Source organism: Nonomuraea sp. NPDC049486, from assembly GCF_040676925.1.
GTDB lineage: Bacteria > Actinomycetota > Actinomycetes > Streptosporangiales > Streptosporangiaceae > Nonomuraea > Nonomuraea ferruginea.
In genome coordinates this window covers 146,350-161,406 of the sequence record NZ_JBFAPV010000001.1, presented here as the reverse complement: position 1 = coordinate 161,406, position 15,057 = coordinate 146,350, and the positions used below count along the sequence as shown (strand labels likewise).

Here is a 15,057-nt window from a genome sequence, read left to right as displayed (position 1 = left end):
CCCCACGTTTGGGTAAGCCGGAGCTGTAGTAAGAGTTACGGCGGGCTACCTGGGGAGGAACTGCCGTGGAGGGGCCGTTCATACGCATCGAGGACACAGGCGAGGTGATCCCGTTGCGCCCCGAGATCACGACGGTGGGAAGGGGCCGCGGTGTCGACATCCGGCTCACCGATCCCAGCGTCTCTCGGCTCCATGCCGAATTCGTCAGGCGAGGGCCTTACCTGTACGTCGTTGACCTGGGCCTGTCCCGCAACGGCACACGGGTGAACGGCAGGCCGATCGCCCGGAGGGTGCTCGACGACGGCGACGTCGTCTCGTTCGGGGCCGCGCGAGGACGGGTCGGCGGAGTCCCCCGTGAGGACTTCGCGCCCGAAGTGGAGCTCCGCAGGGCGGCGGCGCCCGAGCTGACCAGGCGCGAGGTCGACGTGCTCACCTCGCTCTGCCGGCCGGCCCTGTCGGATGAGGCGTTCGTCGCTCCGGCCACCGCGCGGGAGATCGCCGACGACCTGGTCGTGACCGAGGCCGCGGTCAAGCAGCACCTGCTGCGGCTTTATCAGAAGTTCAGGATCCCCGAAGGCACCAACCGGCGCACGCGACTGGCCAACGAGGTCGTCGCGCTCGGCCTGGTGCGTCCGACCCCCGTGGTTCCCCCGCAGCGGGCGGGCACCACCGCGGAGCCGTCAGCGGCGGGCCGCAGGGCTTCCTGAGAAGCGGATCGCGACCGGGGCTTCGGCGAGGGGTTCCGGCAGCGTCAACGGACCGGAACCCGGCGTGATCGTGCCCAGGATCCGGGCGCCCGACGCGCCCGTGCACCCGGGCACGGTCGCCGCCAGGCCGTGTGCGGTGAGCCAGCCGAACAGCGAGAAGGCGATCGCCTCCTTGCTGTCGGCCGGCACCCCGAGTTCGTCGCTGGTCAGAAACCTGACCGGCGTCGCGCGCAGGCGGAGCATGCTCATCAGCGCGGGGTTGCGGGCGCCTCCGCCCGACACGATCACGGTGTCGAGCCGGTGCCTGCGGATCTCCGCGGTGACCGTCTCGGCGGTCAGCGCCGTCAGCGTCGCCACCAGGTCCGTCAGGGGCAGCTCCGCCTTCACGTAGTCCGGCGTGAACAACTCCTTGCCGGTGGACTTCGGCGGCTCCTGGAGGTAGTAGGGGTCCGCGAGCAGCCGGTCGAGCAGGTCCCGGTCGACCGTGCCCGCCGACGCCAGCGCGCCGTCCCTGTCGTACGGCGGCGCGGCGGCGTCGATCAGGGCGCAGCCCGGCCCGGTGTCGTAGGCCAGCGGAGGCTCGCGCACGGTCAGGTTGGCGATGCCGCCCAGGTTGAGCGCGCCGGTGCGACCCGGCAGCCCCGCCATGAGCAGCAGGTCGAGATACGACACCAGGGGCGCGCCCTGGCCTCCGGCGGCCACGTCGCGCGCCCGTACGTCCGACACGACAGGAACGCCGGTGCGCTCGGCGATCCAGGCCGGCTGGCCGAGCTGCAGCGTGCCGCGCACCCGGCCGTCCTCCACCCAGTGGAACAGGGTCTGGCCGTGCGAGCAGACCAGCTCGCAGGGCGGCGCTCCGGCGGCGGCGCCGGCGAACGCCTGCCCGATCAGCGTGTCCAGGGCGCACACCTCGCCCAGGTCGACGCGGTGGGGCGGCAGCGCGGCCCGGATGCGGGCTCTCAGCTCCGGCTCGTACGGCCGTTCGCCCGTGTGCTCGATCCTGCCGGTGAGCACGCCGGCGTCGAGCGTCCAGTCCACGACGGCGCTGTCGATGCCGTCGTGGGACGTGCCCGAGATGAGGCCGAGAACCCGCATGATCTCAGATCACCGGGAACCCGTTGCTGGGCTTGCTGGTCCGGTTGGCCCGGTCGACCGCCACCACGTGGTAGTGGTCGCCGCGCTTGCCGTCGGGGTCCTGCCAGACCACCTGCCGGTCGCCGGGGACGACCGCGACCAGGTGGCGGGCGTCGGCGAACTGCGCGTCCCGCGCCCTGCCGGGGAAGCGGAAGATGGCGAACTGGAACGGCTCCTGCCTACCGGTCGCCACCGCGCGCACCTCGACCCCGCCGCGCTTGCGCAGCGCGTAGGCGAGCACGGGACGGTTCGGCGCCTTGCCCGTCGCCAGCCTCGGCAGCACCGGGGCGAGCGCGGGCCGGACGTAGTGGTCGGCGACGGCGGTGCTCACCGACGCGATCCGGTCCTGGCGCAGGTCGTTGGCGTTGTACCAGATGTCGCCGCTGATCTGCGGGTGGTCGCGGTTGAGCGTGAGGTGGTCGGACAGCTCCTTCGGGTCCTGCCACTCGGGCGCCTGCGCGGGGTCGCCCGCCTTGTACGCGGCCTGCCCGATCCACAGCATCGTCTTCGTGCCGTCGGCCACGTCGGACCACCAGGGCACGAGCTTGGAGTAGTCGGCCGGCGGCTGGCCGATGTACCAGTAGAGCTGCGGCGCGATGTAGTCGAGCCAGCCCTTCTTGACCCAGCCGCGGGTGTCGGCGTGCAGGTTGTCGTACGACTGGCCGCCGTTGGTCTCGGAGCCGAGCGGGTCGGTGCCCTTGTTGCGCCAGATGCCCGACGGGCTGATGCCCCAGGCGGCCTCCGGCTTGACCTCGCGGACCCGCTGCTGCATCTCGGAGACCATCAGGTCGACGTTGTTGCGCCGCCAGGCCGCCAGATCGGGGAAGCCCGCGCCGTACTTGGCGAACTCCTCGGCGTCGTCGAAGGCCGTGCTGTTGGTCGGGTAGAAGTAGTCGTCGAAGTGCAGGCCGTCGATGTCGTAGCGGGCCAGCGCGTCGAGCATCGCGTCCTGGCAGAACTTCCGCACCTCCGGCATGCCGGGGTTGTAGTAGAGCTTGCCGCCGAACGGGAGGATCCAGTCGGGGTTCTTGCGTCCGGGGTGGTCGGGGTGCAGCTGGTTCGGGTCGTCCTGCATCGACACGCGGTACGGGTTGAACCAGGCGTGGAAGGCCAGGCCGCGCTTGTGCGTCTCCTCGACGGCGAACCCGAGCGGGTCGTAGCCGGGGTCCTGCCCCTGCACGCCGGTGATCCAGTGCGACCACGGCTCGAACGGCGACGGCCAGAACGCGTCGGCGGTCGGCCTGATCTGCATGAACACCGAGTTGAGCTTGCGCTGCTCGGCCAGGTCGAGCCAGGCCAGATACTCGGCCTTCTGCTCCTCGACGCTCAGGCCCTGCGTGGAGGGCCAGTTGATGTTCACCACGGACGCGATCCACATGCCGCGCATCTGGCGGAGCGGGGGAACGTACTCGGCGGACGCGAAAGCGGGCAGGGGAACCGCCGTGGCGGCGGCGGCAAGGGCGAGACCCTTCAGGAGAGTCCTTCGGCTGGGCATGGGGGGTGGCCTCCCGGAAGCGGTTGTGTCGAGGGCGACGATGACAGAAAATTACCTTCAGTTCAACAACCGTGAAGGAAAATGCCGCATGACCCCAGACCTGTCCCGCCTGGCCATGACCGTGCTCCAGCCGGGGTACGCGGGAGCCTCGCTTCCCGACTGGATGCGCGGGGCGCTCGATCAAGGGCTCGGCGGCGTCGTGCTGTTCGCGCGCAACCACCCGCTCGACCGGGCCGCCCGGCAGATCCGCGCGCACAGCCCGGACGCGATCGTCGCCGTCGACGAGGAAGGCGGCACCATCACCCGCTTCGAAGTCGAGCACGGCAGCTCCGTCCCCGGCAACCGGGCGCTCGGCGTGGTCGACGACGTGAAGCTGACCGAACGCGTCGGCCGGCAGCTCGGCCGCATGCTCGCCGGCGCCGGCGTCACCCTCGACTACGCGCCGACCGCCGACGTGAACGCCAACCCGGCCAATCCCGTCATCGGCGTCCGCTCCTTCGGCCCGGACCCGGACCTGGTGGCCCGCCACACCGCCGCCTACGTGGCCGGAGTCCAGGGCGCCGGCGTGGCCGCCTGCGCCAAGCACTTCCCCGGCCACGGCGACACCACCACCGACTCCCACCTGGCGCTGCCCACCGTGCACGCCTCCCGCGACCTGCTCGCCGAACGCGACCTGCCGCCGTTCCGCGCCGCCGTCGAGGCCGGCGTGCGGTCGATCATGTGCGGCCACCTGCTCGTGCCCGCCCTCGACCCGGACCTGCCCGCGACACTCAGCCGCGCCGCCCTCACCGAGCTCCTGCGGGGCGAGCTCGGCTTCGACGGCATGCTGGTCACGGACGCCATCGAGATGCGGGCGGTCGCCGCCATGCTCGAGCCCGGCGAGATCGCCGTACGCGCCCTCGCCGCCGGCGCCGACGCCGTCTGCGCCGGCCACGTCACCGAGGACGGCCTGTACGCGCTACGCGACGCCATCGTCGAGGCCGTCCGCTCCGGCGCGCTGCCCGAGGAACGCCTCGCCGAGGCCGCCGCCCGCGTCCGCGCCGTCTCCGCCTGGTACGCCGGCCAGGCCGCGCTCCGCGCCCAGGCACTCGCCGAACCGGACGACCCCGCCGGTCTCGAAGCCGCCCGCGCCGCCCTCACCGTCACCGGCGCCGCCCGGCTCACCGGCCCGCCGCTCGTGGTCGAGGTCAACACCCGTCACAGCCAGGCCGTCGACCAGGTCAACCCGACCGGCGTCACCGCCGCCCTGGCCGCCGCGCTGCCCGGCACCCGCCGCGTCCCGCTGGAGCCCGGCGCCGCGCTCCCGCCCCTCGGCACCGGCCCCGCCGTCCTCGTCGTGCACGACGCCGCCCGCCACGCCTGGGTACGCGAGCGCATCGAGCAGGCCGTACGGGAGCGTCCCGACATCGTCGTCATCGACACCGGCATCCCGGCCGAACCCGCCGGCGCCGCCCACCTCGCCACCCACGGCATCTCCCGCGTCTCCGCCCAGGCGGCGGCCGAACGGCTGACCTCGTGACCGGCACCACCGAACCGGCCAACCCGGTCGCCGCGGTCCGCGCCGTCCTGCCGTCGCTCACCCCCGCGGCCCAGGCCATCGCCCGCATCATCCTGGACGACCCCGGCCTCGTCGTGCGCAGCACCATCACCGAGTTCAGCACGGTGTCGGGCACCAGCGAGGCGACGATCGTCCGTACCGCCAGAGCGCTCGGCTTCACCGGCTACTCGCAGCTGCGCTTCGCGCTGGCCGCCGCCGTCGCCAAGGAGCCCGAACGGCTCGTCCCCGGCGACCTCGCCCCCGACGACCCGCTCACCGACGTCATCGCCAAGGTCGCCCGCGCCGAGTCCGAAGCCCTCGCCGACACCGCCGCCCAGCTCGACCCGGACCGGCTCGACGAGGTCGTCACCGCCATCGTCGGCGCCCGCCGGGTCGACGTCTACGGCGTCGCCGCCTCCGGCCTGGTGGCCGCCGACATGTCGCAGAAACTCCTGCGGATCGGGCTGTCGAGCCACCCGTTCAGCGACGCCCACCTGGCGTTGACGAGCGCCGCCCTGCTCAAACCCGGGGACGTGGCGGTGGCGATCAGCTGCAGCGGCGAGACGCCGGACGTCCTCGTCCCGGCCCGCACGGCGGCCGAGACGGGGGCGCTGCTGGTCGCCATCACCAACAACCCGCGCTCCTCCCTGGCCGCGCTCGCCCACCACACCCTGGTGTCGGCGGGCAGGGAGACCGCGTTCCGGCCCGGCGCGCTGGCCAGCCGGATCAGCCAGCTGCTGATCGTGGACTGCATCTTCGTGGGGCTGGCGCAGCGGACCTACGACAAGGCGGACGCGGCCATCCGCGCCACCCGCCAGGCCACCGACCGCTACCGTCAACGCACGTGACCCGTCTGCCGGCCCGCTGGTCAGCTCGTGTCCCTTTTCGCCGGAGAGGCGAGCGAGGACAGGTCGCCTTCGATCTTGGCGGCCGTGGCCAGCAGCGGCGGGAGGAGCGTGCGTCTGGCCTGCTGGAGGGTGGTGCGGCTGGCGTGGGTGGAGACGTTGACGGCCGCGACGACCGCCCCGGAGCGGTCCCGGATCGGGGCGGCGATCGAGCGGAGGCCCTCCTCCATCTCCTGGTCGACCATGGCCCAGCCCTGCTCGCGGATGCCGTCCAGCTCGTCGCGCAGCGCCGACGGGACGGTGATGGTGCGGGAGGTCAGGCGGCGCAGGTCGGCCTGGTCCAGGTAGGCGTCGAGGTCCGCCGGGGGTAGACCGGCCAGGAGGACACGGCCCATGGAGGTGCAGTAGGCGGGGAAGCGGGTGCCGATGCTGATCGACACGCGCATGATCCGGGCCGTGGCGACGCGGGCCACGTACACGACGTCCTCGCCGTCCAGCACCGCGACGGAGGCGGACTCGTGCACCTCGGCGGCCAGGCGTTCCAGGTGGGGCGCGGCGACCTCGGGCAACGACAGGCTGGACAGGTAGGCGTACCCGAGCTCCAGGACACGCGGCGTGAGGGAGAACAGCCGCCCGTCGGTGCGCACGTAGCCGAGGTCGGCGAGCGTGAGGAGGAAACGGCGCGCTGCGGCGCGGGTGAGGCCGGTCGCGCGGGCCACCTCGCTCAGCGTCAGCCGGGGGGCGGTGGCGCTGAAGGCGCGGATCACGGCCAGGCCGCGGGCCAGCGACTGCACGTGTTCGACCATGAGGTTCCCTTGACACCGGCGGGCAGAGGCGCAGCTCTCCGAAATGTTCGGCTAGTGAATAAGTGTACGCATGCCGAACACGCCTCACGGTGGCGGGCTAGCGTCCGCTGCCGGAGATGATGCCGCTGTAGGAGCCGAGCACCTCGACCTGGGCGGGTTCGGCGGTCTTCGGCGGGATGTGCGCGACGACCTGGATCAGCGCGGTGGACTTCATGTAGGTGTAGAACTTGCCGCGCAGGAACCCGTTGTTCTTCTGGAAGACGTACTTGCGCCCCGGCCCCTGGTGCACGTCGTAGCGGATGGTCCGTTGGAGGGTGGTGAAGGCGAGCGCCCCGCCGTCAGCCGTGCGCAGGGCGTAGGAGGGATACGCCGTGGCCGGGCGGGCGCTCTCGACGACCTTGGCGTACTCCTTCATCTTGACGCGGTTGGACGCGGCGCCGGTGGTGAGCCGGTCGGCCGCGAAGCGGGTCCTGGACGCCGCGGTGCCCTTGTTCACCAGGTGGGCGGCGTAGCTCTTGGCGAACGCGGCGGGCGACATCATCAGCCCGGCGGCGTCGGAGTGGGCCACCTCCTCGGCCGTTCCCGAGGCGTCCGCGACGATCTCGGGGAGTTCGGCGGCCTTGCCCTCGAAGACGTCGGGGGCGTACACCTGCTTCCAGGACTCTCCGTCACGGGTGAACAGCAGGTAGGTCGGCTCCTTGGCGGTCCCGGTCTTGCCCTTCCAGTGCGTCGTGGCCAGGAACCAGCGTCCCTCCTGGCCGACGGGCACGGTGTGGACCGGTTCGGTGTAGCCGAACGGCTGGTAGGCGGCCTGGCGACCGCCCAGCTTGCGGACGGAGGCGTAGCCCGCCTTGTCGATGGCCAGGCTGGAGCCGCCTTCGTAGCCCGCGAGCAGCTTGTCGCTCACGGCCTTGTTGGCGGCGTTGTTGCGCTTGACGTAGTCCTCCAGGACCGAGGCCACCTCCTGGGCGGTGACGGGCGCGGCCGCGGGTGTCGGGGTGCCGGTGGCCGCCGTGGACGGCGCCTGCTCCGAGCCCGCCCCCGGCAGGACGGAGCATCCTGCCAGAGCCAAGCACCCGACCATCCACACAAATCTCCGCATCTAAACCGCCTCACGATATTTCTGGACTAAAGCGGCCAAAGATATCAACAGCGGTTGTCGAACGTACGAAGAACCCAGCCTCGGACCCCGTACGAGCCCCTAGGCGTGCAGCCGCTCGGCCGCCTCCACGACGTTGGCCAGCAGGAGGGCGCGGGTCATCGGGCCCACGCCGCCGGGGTTGGGGGTGAGGAAGCCCGCGACCTCGGCCACGTCGGGCGCCACGTCGCCGGCGATCTTGCCGTTGACCCGGGAGACGCCGACGTCGAGCACGGCGGCGCCCGGCTTGACCATGTCCTTGGTGATCAGGCCGGGCACGCCCGCGGCCGCCACCACGATGTCGGCGCGGCGCACGTGGCCGGCCAGGTCCTGGGTGCCGGTGTGGCAGAGGGTCACGGTGGCGTTCTCGCTGCGCCGGGTCAGCAGGAGGCCGAGCGAGCGGCCCACGGTGATGCCCCGGCCGACCAGGGCCACCTCGGCGCCCTTGATCGGGACCCCGTACTCCTGGAGGAGCAGCACGATGCCGTGCGGCGTGCAGGGCAGCGGCGCGTCGACCATGTGGACCAGGCGGCCGAGGTTGACCGGGTGGAGGCCGTCGGCGTCCTTGGCCGGGTCCATGCGCTCCAGCAGGGCCATGGTGTCGAGGTGTTTGGGCAGCGGGAGCTGGACGATGTAGCCGGTGCACTCGGGTGAGGCGTTGAGCTCGTCGACGGCGGCCTCGACCTCGGCCTGGGTGGCGGTGGCCGGCAGGTCGACGCGGATGGAGGCGATGCCGACCTCGGCGCAGTCGCGGTGCTTGCCCGCGACGTAGATCTGGCTGCCGGGGTCGTCGCCGACGAGGACCGTGCCGAGCCCGGGGGTGATGCCGCGCTCTCTGAGGGCGGACACCCGGGCCGTGAGGTCTGCCTTGATCTTCGCCGCGGTGGCCTTGCCGTCGAGTCTGACTGCGCTCATGCTTCCAATCCTTCCATGGCTCCGCCGGCGCGCGTTTCCCGGCCGATGACATCGTTGTCATGGACCCACGGAAGGCATAGTGTGGCCGTCGCCGGTCTGGGTGTTAGGGGTTGATTTGTCTGTTCGCCTGCTGTCCGCGGAGCCGACCGATCTGTTCGTGGGGCCGGCGGACCGGCCACGCCAGGTGCTGAAGGTCACCGTCGCGCGGGACGGACGCGAGGCCGCGCTGGAGGTGCGCGGCGACGGCGTGCGCGGGCACGCGACCGTGCCCGCCGGGGACGGACCGGTCACGCTGGAGGTGCCGCTCGACGCCGAGACGCCGCCGGGCGCGGTGGTGCCGTGCGTGGTGACCCTGGAGGGCGAGACGCTGGACGTGACCGTGACGGCCGAGTCTCCCGGCTGGACCATGTTCATGGTCTCCCACTTCCACTACGACCCGGTCTGGTGGAACACCCAGGCCGCCTACACCAGCCCGTGGGAGCTGCTGGCCGCCGACGCGACCACCAGACCGCTCTGGGAGTTCAACGCGTTCGCGCTGGTCGAGGCGCACATCGAGCTGGCCCTGCGGGACCCGGACTACCGGTTCGTGCTGGCCGAGGTCGACTATCTGAAGCCGTTCCTCGACACCCACCCCGAGCGCCGCGCCGACCTGCGCGCCCTGCTCGCCGAGGGCCGGGCCGAACTGGTCGGCGGCACGTACAACGAGCCCAACACCAACCTGACCGGAGCCGAGACCACCATCAGGAACCTCGTCCACGGCATCGGCTACCAGCGCGACATCCTCGGCGGCGACCCGCGCACCGCCTGGCAGCTCGACGCGTTCGGGCACGACCCGCAGTTCCCCGGCTACCTGGCGGCGGCCGGGCTGACCGGGAGCGCGTGGGCGCGCGGGCCGTTCCACCAGTGGGGGCCGATCGACAAGAACTTCGGCGCGGCCGGGAACGACGCCACCCTGATGCAGTTCCCCAGCGAGTTCGAGTGGATCGCGCCGTCCGGGCTGGGGGTGCTGACGCACTACATGCCCGCCCACTACTCGGCCGGCTGGTGGATGGACTCGGCGCCGACGCTGGAGGCCGCCATGGCGGCGGTGTACGAGTTGTACCGGTCGCTCAAGCCCGTCGCCGCCACCCGGAACATCCTGCTGCCTGTCGGCACCGACTACACCCCGCCGAACAAGTGGGTGACCGAGATCCACCGTGCCTGGAACGCGCGGTACGTGTGGCCGCGGTTCGTGTGCGGGACGCCTCGGGACTTCCTGGACGCGGTTCGTACCGAAATTTCGGCCTTAAGCCCGCAATCACGGGACATGAACCCGATCTATACCGGCAAGGACGTCTCCTACATCGACACCAAGCAGGCCCAGCGGGCCGCCGAGGTGGCGGCGCTGGACGCCGAGCGGCTCTCGGCGCTCGCCGCGCTGCTGGGGCTGGGCCGCTACCCGCACACCGCGCTGGACAAGGTGTGGCGGCAGCTCGCGTACGGGGCGCACCACGACGCGATCACCGGCTCCGAGTCCGACCAGGTCTACATCGACCTGCTGACCGGCTGGCGCGAGGCGTACGACCTGGCGGCGGACGCCCGCGACCGGGCGCTCGACGCGCTGATGGGCCGGGTGGCGGTGGACGGGCGCAGCGTCGTGGTGACGAACACGCTGCCGTTCGCCCGCGACGGCCTGGTGCGCGTGCGCCTCGGGCCCGGACTGCGCGTCGCCGACCCGGCGGGCGTGGAGATCCCGGCGGTCTCAGAGCACGGCACGCTGACGTTCACGGCCAGGGACGTGCCCGCGACGGGCTGGCGCACGTACCGGGTCGTCGAGGGCCGGGCCGACCCGTGGCAGGACCTGCCCGGCACGACCATCGAGAACGAGCGCTGGCGGGTCGTCGCCGACCCCGCCAGGGGCGGCGCGCTGGCCTCCGTCACCGACCTGGCCACCGGCCGCGAACTGCTCACCGGCCTGGGCAACGAGCTGCGCCTGTACGAGGAGTACCCGCAGCACCCGGACATGGGCGAGGGGCCGTGGCACCTCATGCCCACCGGCAGCTCCCTCGGGTCAGGCGACGCCCCGGCGGATTCCGTACGGGCCGAGACCTCCCCCGTCGGGCAGCGGATCATCGTCACCGGGCAGGTGGGCGAGGTCGCGTACGAGCAGGTCGTCACCCTCCTGGCGGGCTCCGACCGGGTGGACCTCACCACCCGCGTGGTCGACTACACCGGCGCCGACCGCCTGCTCAGGGTCCGGTTCCCGGCGCACGTCGAGGGCGCGCTGCCGGTGTCGGACGTGGCGGGCGCCGTCGTGGGGCGCGGCTTCGCGCTGCCGGACGTGGACTCGGCCGAGCACCCGTGGACGCTCGACAACCCGGCCAACACCTGGTTCGGCCTGTCCTCCACCGCCCGGGTGGACCTCGGCCCGGCCGGCGCGCGGGCGATCGGCGTGGCCGAGATCGTGGTGCCCGGCCCTTCGGACGCGCCGCGGGCCCGCGAGCTCGTCGCGGCGCTGGCCCGGGTGGGCGTCACCGCCACCACCTCCACCGCCTCGGGCACCCGGTACGGGTGGCTGCACGTGGACTCGAACCTGCCGGACACGCGCATCGTCCTCGGCGGGCCGGACACCAACCCGGTCGCCGCCGAGCTGCTGTCCCGCTGCGACCCGGTCTTCTCCGAGGCGCTCACGTCGGGCGCGCGGCGCGTGTGGGTGCCCGCCGAACGGCCGCTGGCCGAGGTGTGGCGGCCCAGCGCGGACCTGCGCGACCTGCGTTCCCTGCCCGCCCTCATCGTCGCCGGGCCGGTGGACGAGCTGGTGGACGACCTGGCCGGCGCCGTCATCCCGGCCGTCTGCCCGGCCGGTTCCGAACGGCTCGACGACCGGACGGTGGCGCTGCTGGCGTACGGGCTGCCGGGCTTCGCGGTGGACCCGTCGGGGGCTCTGCACCTGTCGCTCATGCGGTCCTGCACGGGCTGGCCCTCCGGCGTCTGGCTCGACCCCCCGCGCCGCACCGGCCCCGACGGGTCGGCGTTCCAGCTCCAGCACTGGACCCACGAGTTCTCGTACGCCCTCGTGGCCGGACCCGGCGACTGGCGGGCGAACCGGCTCCCCTCCTCGGGCCAGGAGTTCACCACCCCACTGCTGCCCCGCGTGGTCGCCCCGGCGAACAGACCTCCGACTCACACGACCAACCCAGCAAGCGAGCCACCGCACGCGACGGACAGGCTGCTGATGGGCGCGACCGGTCCGGCGGGAGTGGCGCCACACGCGGGCGCGTCCCCGCCGCACGCCACGGACGGGCCGCTGATGGGGGCGAGTGGTCCGGTGCTACCGCAGGTGTGCTCGTTGCTGCGCGTGGAGCCTGCTCGTGACGTGCTCCTGGGCACGCTCAAGGCCACCGGCAACCCGCACGCCCACGGGCGCGCCCGTCTCGCCGCCGAGACGGTCACCCTGCGCCTGGTGGAGGCCACTGGGCTCGGCTCTGAGGCCAAGGTCCACTCCCCTCTTCTGCCCTCCGCTCTGACGCCCGCCGACCTGCTCGAACGTCCTCTCCCGCCGACAGCGCCCCATCCCGCCGCGGGAGGCTTCGACGGGTCGGTGCTGCCGAAGCGGGTGGGAGGTTCGAGGACGCGCCGGCCGCTCTTCGATCCCGAGGGGAACCACCCGGGGGCCGTGAGGCTGGGCGGGGCCGAGGTGGGCACGTTTCTGGTCGCCGCCGAGCCCATGGAGACGGGGCCCGAGCTGGGCGCGGTGAGAGAGACCGCGCAGCCGGTGTACGCGCGTTACTGGCTGCACAACAAGGGCCCGGCGCCGCTCGGCTATCTGCCGGTGTCGGTCACCCTGACTCCCGGCCTGGTCACCCCGGACGGGCCGTTCGAGGTGGACGTCGTCGTGTCGTCGCAGCTGACCGACGCGGCGCACGAAGGCGTCGTGGAGCTGCACGTACCCGATGGGTGGACGGTGCTGCCGGCGCGGCGGCCGTTCCGCGTCGAGCCAGGCGGGCACGTCCGGTTCCCCGCCACCGTCACCCCAGCACCCGGAAGAGGCCTGCACTTCGTGTCCGCGCGGACGGGCGTCGGCGGGCAGGTGATCGAGGACGTGGTCACGGTGGCGCTCGGCGACGCCCCCGAGCTGCCCGTGCCCGGCCCCGCGCCCGCCCCCGTCGACGCCGTCCGGGGCACCACGGCCGACGGGGCCCGGCCCACCGGCCTGTCGGTGACGACGCTCGCGGACGCGCTCACCCTCCGCCCCGGCGACCGCGCCGCTCTGACCGTACGGCTCGCGAACGGCACCCACGGAGAGATCCGGGGCGAGGGCCAGCTCGCCGCCCCGTGGGGGACGTGGGAGCTGCTCCCCTCGGTCATCAGGGGGTTCACGGTGGCCGCCGGAGGGACCTGTGACGTGACGTTCCCCGTGGAGGTCCCGCCGGACGCGGCGGCCGGGCACTTCTGGGCGCTGCCCAAGGTCATGTGGTTCGGCCGCTGCCAGTACGCCGCCACCGTCCGCCTGGAGGTGACCCGGTGACCGCCGTTCCTGCGGAGATCGGGTACATCGGTGACAGGCCCGTGGGGCGGGAGGCGCTCGACCGGCGGATCGCCGAGCTGCGGGCCGGGCCGTCACGCGCCGCGCTGCCCACGCCCGGCAGCGCCGAGGACCGCCAGCTGGCCCGGTGGCTGACCCAGGTGATCCTCACCGAGGCGCTGTGCGAGGACGAGGCCGCGCGCCTCGGGCTGGCCCCCGTGGACGGGCCGCCGCTCGACCGGATCGCCGCCGTCGAGCTGGGCTCCGTCAACGCCGCCGCCTATCACGGCAGCCCGTGGGTGCGCGCGATGTACCGGCACGTGACCGCCACCGCCGAGGTGCCCGCCGCCTGGCGTCCCTCCCCCGTACGGGACGAGCGGGAGACCCGCTACCTGGTGCTGCACGGGCTGTTCGAGGACCGGGAGACCGCCCGGACGGCCACCCCGGCCGACCTGGAACCGCTGGGCGCGGTCACCCTGGAGTCGCTGCCCGCCGCCCTCGCCGCTGCCCTGCGCTCCCGGCCTCCCGGAGAGATCACCGACCCCGTACGAGATGCCCTGGGCTGGCATGTCGCGGTGGCGGAGCGCTCGGAGCTGGACGTCGCGGCCCTCGACGGCGAGACGCCCGCTTCGGAGAGCGGCGCCGGGGCACCCCGGCTCGACGCGGCGCGGCGGCTCGCCTTCGCGCGGTGGATCGATGAGAAGCGGGCCGCGACGGTGCGGCTCGTGCCCGGACTTGAGCATCCTGGCGACCCTCGCCAGCCCGACAACCACCACAAACACTCATGAATCACGTACTTGCCATTGACATCGGCGGGACCAAGCTCGCCGCCGCGCTCGTGGACGCGAGCGGATCCGTGCTGCGTTCCGGCACCCGGCCCACGCCGGGGCAGGAGGTCATGGCCGCGCTGCGCGGCCTGATCGAGGAGGTGACCGAGGGCGGGCCGGAGCCCGGTGCCGTCGGGATCGGGTGCGCCGGGCCGCTGGACCTCGCCGCCGGGACCGTGAGCCCGGTGAACATGCCGAGCTGGCGCGGCTTCCCGCTCCGGGACGAGGTGCGGAAGCTGACCGGCCTGCCCACCGTGCTCGCCGGCGACGCGCAGTGCATGGCGCTGGGCGAGCACTGGCTGGGCGCGGGCCAGGAGACCCGCGCGCTGCTGGGCATCGTGGTCTCCACCGGCATCGGCGGCGGCCTGGTCGTCGACGGCACGCCACTGCTCGGCCCCACCGGGAACGCCGGACACGTCGGCCACATGAGCGTGGACCCGTACGGCGAGCGCTGCGAGTGCGGCGGACGCGGCTGCGTCGAGAGGTACGCGAGCGGCCCCAACATGGCCCGCTGGGCGCTGGAGAACGGCTGGACCCCCGGCCGGGCATCGACCGGCGACCCCGTGGTCGCGGACGCGCGGACGTTGGCGGGGGATGCCGCCGCGGGTGATCGCGTGGCGGTGGCCGCGTTCGAGCGGGGGGCGCGGGCGCTGGCCGGGATGATCGCCTCGACGGCCGCCGCGGTCGAGATCACCACCGTGGTCGTCGGCGGGGGCGTCTCCCAGGCGGGGCCGGTGCTGTTCGGCCCGTTGGAGGCGGCGCTGGACGACGTCGGCGGGCTGGGGTTCGTCAGGGCCGTCGAGGTGTGGCCGACCACGCTGGGGGTGCGGGCCGGCCTCGCCGGGGCGGCCAAGCTGGCCTGGGACTACTCCCGCTCGGCGAGCTGAGCCTCACGGCGCTCGATGATCCTGCGGGTGAACGGGATCAGCTCCATGGCCCGGCCGCCGAGGTAGGCGCCGATGAAGGCCAGCAGGATGAGCACGAAAGGGCTGGTGGCGAATCCGTTCACGGCCAGGAGGACGTTCAGGGATGCGTCGAGCAGCGTCATGGAGACACTCCGAGGGGAATGAGACACGCAACGCGCATCAGATTAACCGGAAAAGCGGCATGCCGCCGCACTTTTCCGGCAAATCGGCGGCCCGGGGTCCG

Annotated in this window: 12 protein-coding genes; 6 read left to right on the top strand and 6 right to left on the bottom strand. The window is 73.0% G+C overall.

Translation table 11 applies throughout. From position 1 onward, the window contains the following. The first annotated feature begins 65 nt into the window (after positions 1-65). A complete protein-coding gene (locus tag AB0K05_RS00825) occupies positions 66-707 on the top strand; it encodes an FHA domain-containing protein (RefSeq protein ID WP_148036912.1) in 642 nt (213 codons plus the stop codon). Here the strand turns inward: AB0K05_RS00825 and AB0K05_RS00820 are convergent. After that, on the bottom strand, positions 681-1,802 hold the full coding sequence (locus AB0K05_RS00820; protein WP_364225361.1) for an anhydro-N-acetylmuramic acid kinase: 1,122 nt from the start codon (positions 1,800-1,802) through the stop codon (positions 681-683). The two genes, AB0K05_RS00825 and AB0K05_RS00820, sit on opposite strands and share 27 nt — an antisense overlap. 4 nt (positions 1,803-1,806) lie before the next feature. Continuing rightward, positions 1,807-3,336 (bottom strand): family 10 glycosylhydrolase, encoded by a 1,530-nt coding sequence (locus AB0K05_RS00815; RefSeq protein ID WP_364225358.1) that lies wholly within the window; start codon positions 3,334-3,336, stop codon positions 1,807-1,809. Positions 3,337-3,424: 88 nt separating this feature from the next. Here AB0K05_RS00815 and AB0K05_RS00810 point away from each other — a divergent pair, with 88 nt between their 5' ends. Together AB0K05_RS00810 and AB0K05_RS00805 are read left to right on the top strand one after the other, a co-directional pair. Further along, on the top strand, positions 3,425-4,855 hold the full coding sequence (locus tag AB0K05_RS00810; RefSeq protein WP_364225355.1) for a glycoside hydrolase family 3 N-terminal domain-containing protein: 1,431 nt from the start codon (positions 3,425-3,427) through the stop codon (positions 4,853-4,855). Beyond that, complete coding sequence (locus AB0K05_RS00805) at positions 4,852-5,721, top strand: MurR/RpiR family transcriptional regulator (protein WP_148036908.1); 870 nt, start codon at positions 4,852-4,854, stop codon at positions 5,719-5,721. Before AB0K05_RS00810 ends, AB0K05_RS00805 begins: the two co-directional genes overlap by 4 nt. Positions 5,722-5,741: 20 nt before the next feature. Here AB0K05_RS00805 and AB0K05_RS00800 read toward each other — a convergent pair whose 3' ends face one another. From AB0K05_RS00800 to AB0K05_RS00790, 3 genes are all read right to left on the bottom strand, one after another. Continuing rightward, on the bottom strand, positions 5,742-6,524 hold the full coding sequence (locus tag AB0K05_RS00800) for an IclR family transcriptional regulator (protein ID WP_364225351.1): 783 nt from the start codon (positions 6,522-6,524) through the stop codon (positions 5,742-5,744). A gap of 97 nt (positions 6,525-6,621) precedes the next feature. Continuing rightward, positions 6,622-7,596, bottom strand: a complete 975-nt coding sequence (locus tag AB0K05_RS00795; protein WP_364225348.1) for a hypothetical protein — start codon at positions 7,594-7,596, stop codon at positions 6,622-6,624. Positions 7,597-7,725: 129 nt separating this feature from the next. Beyond that, on the bottom strand, positions 7,726-8,577 hold the full coding sequence (locus tag AB0K05_RS00790; protein WP_148036905.1) for a bifunctional methylenetetrahydrofolate dehydrogenase/methenyltetrahydrofolate cyclohydrolase: 852 nt from the start codon (positions 8,575-8,577) through the stop codon (positions 7,726-7,728). A 115-nt stretch (positions 8,578-8,692) separates the two neighbouring features. On the opposite strand from AB0K05_RS00790, the gene AB0K05_RS00785 reads away from it, so the two are divergent. Genes AB0K05_RS00785 through AB0K05_RS00775 form a run of 3 tightly spaced genes read left to right on the top strand, consistent with a single transcriptional unit; the run spans position 8,693 to position 14,795 of the window. Next, positions 8,693-13,084, top strand: coding sequence for a glycoside hydrolase family 38 C-terminal domain-containing protein (locus AB0K05_RS00785; protein WP_364225344.1), 4,392 nt, complete (start codon positions 8,693-8,695; stop codon positions 13,082-13,084). After that, entirely contained in the window at positions 13,081-13,869 is a 789-nt protein-coding gene (locus AB0K05_RS00780; RefSeq protein ID WP_364225341.1) for a hypothetical protein, read from the top strand. Before AB0K05_RS00785 ends, AB0K05_RS00780 begins: the two co-directional genes overlap by 4 nt. Beyond that, complete coding sequence (locus tag AB0K05_RS00775; RefSeq protein WP_364225338.1) at positions 13,866-14,795, top strand: ROK family protein; 930 nt, start codon at positions 13,866-13,868, stop codon at positions 14,793-14,795. The genes AB0K05_RS00780 and AB0K05_RS00775 overlap by 4 nt, the downstream gene beginning before the upstream one ends. Here AB0K05_RS00775 and AB0K05_RS00770 read toward each other — a convergent pair. Further along, positions 14,774-14,956, bottom strand: a complete 183-nt coding sequence (locus AB0K05_RS00770; RefSeq protein ID WP_148036901.1) for a hypothetical protein — start codon at positions 14,954-14,956, stop codon at positions 14,774-14,776. The genes AB0K05_RS00775 and AB0K05_RS00770 overlap by 22 nt on opposite strands. Between the last annotated feature and the right edge of the window lie 101 nt (positions 14,957-15,057).

What these genes read in the sequence shown, in the direction of transcription:
- AB0K05_RS00810 (WP_364225355.1), top strand. Translation starts at nt 3,425, where the DNA reads ATGACCCCAGACCTGTCCCGCCTGGCCATGACCGTGCTCCAGCCGGGG.
- AB0K05_RS00790 (WP_148036905.1), bottom strand. Translation starts at nt 8,577, where the DNA reads ATGAGCGCAGTCAGACTCGACGGCAAGGCCACCGCGGCGAAGATCAAG.
- AB0K05_RS00820 (WP_364225361.1), bottom strand. Translation starts at nt 1,802, where the DNA reads ATGCGGGTTCTCGGCCTCATCTCGGGCACGTCCCACGACGGCATCGAC.
- AB0K05_RS00775 (WP_364225338.1), top strand. Translation starts at nt 13,866, where the DNA reads ATGAATCACGTACTTGCCATTGACATCGGCGGGACCAAGCTCGCCGCC.
- AB0K05_RS00800 (WP_364225351.1), bottom strand. Translation starts at nt 6,524, where the DNA reads ATGGTCGAACACGTGCAGTCGCTGGCCCGCGGCCTGGCCGTGATCCGC.
- AB0K05_RS00815 (WP_364225358.1), bottom strand. Translation starts at nt 3,336, where the DNA reads ATGCCCAGCCGAAGGACTCTCCTGAAGGGTCTCGCCCTTGCCGCCGCC.
- AB0K05_RS00770 (WP_148036901.1), bottom strand. Translation starts at nt 14,956, where the DNA reads ATGACGCTGCTCGACGCATCCCTGAACGTCCTCCTGGCCGTGAACGGA.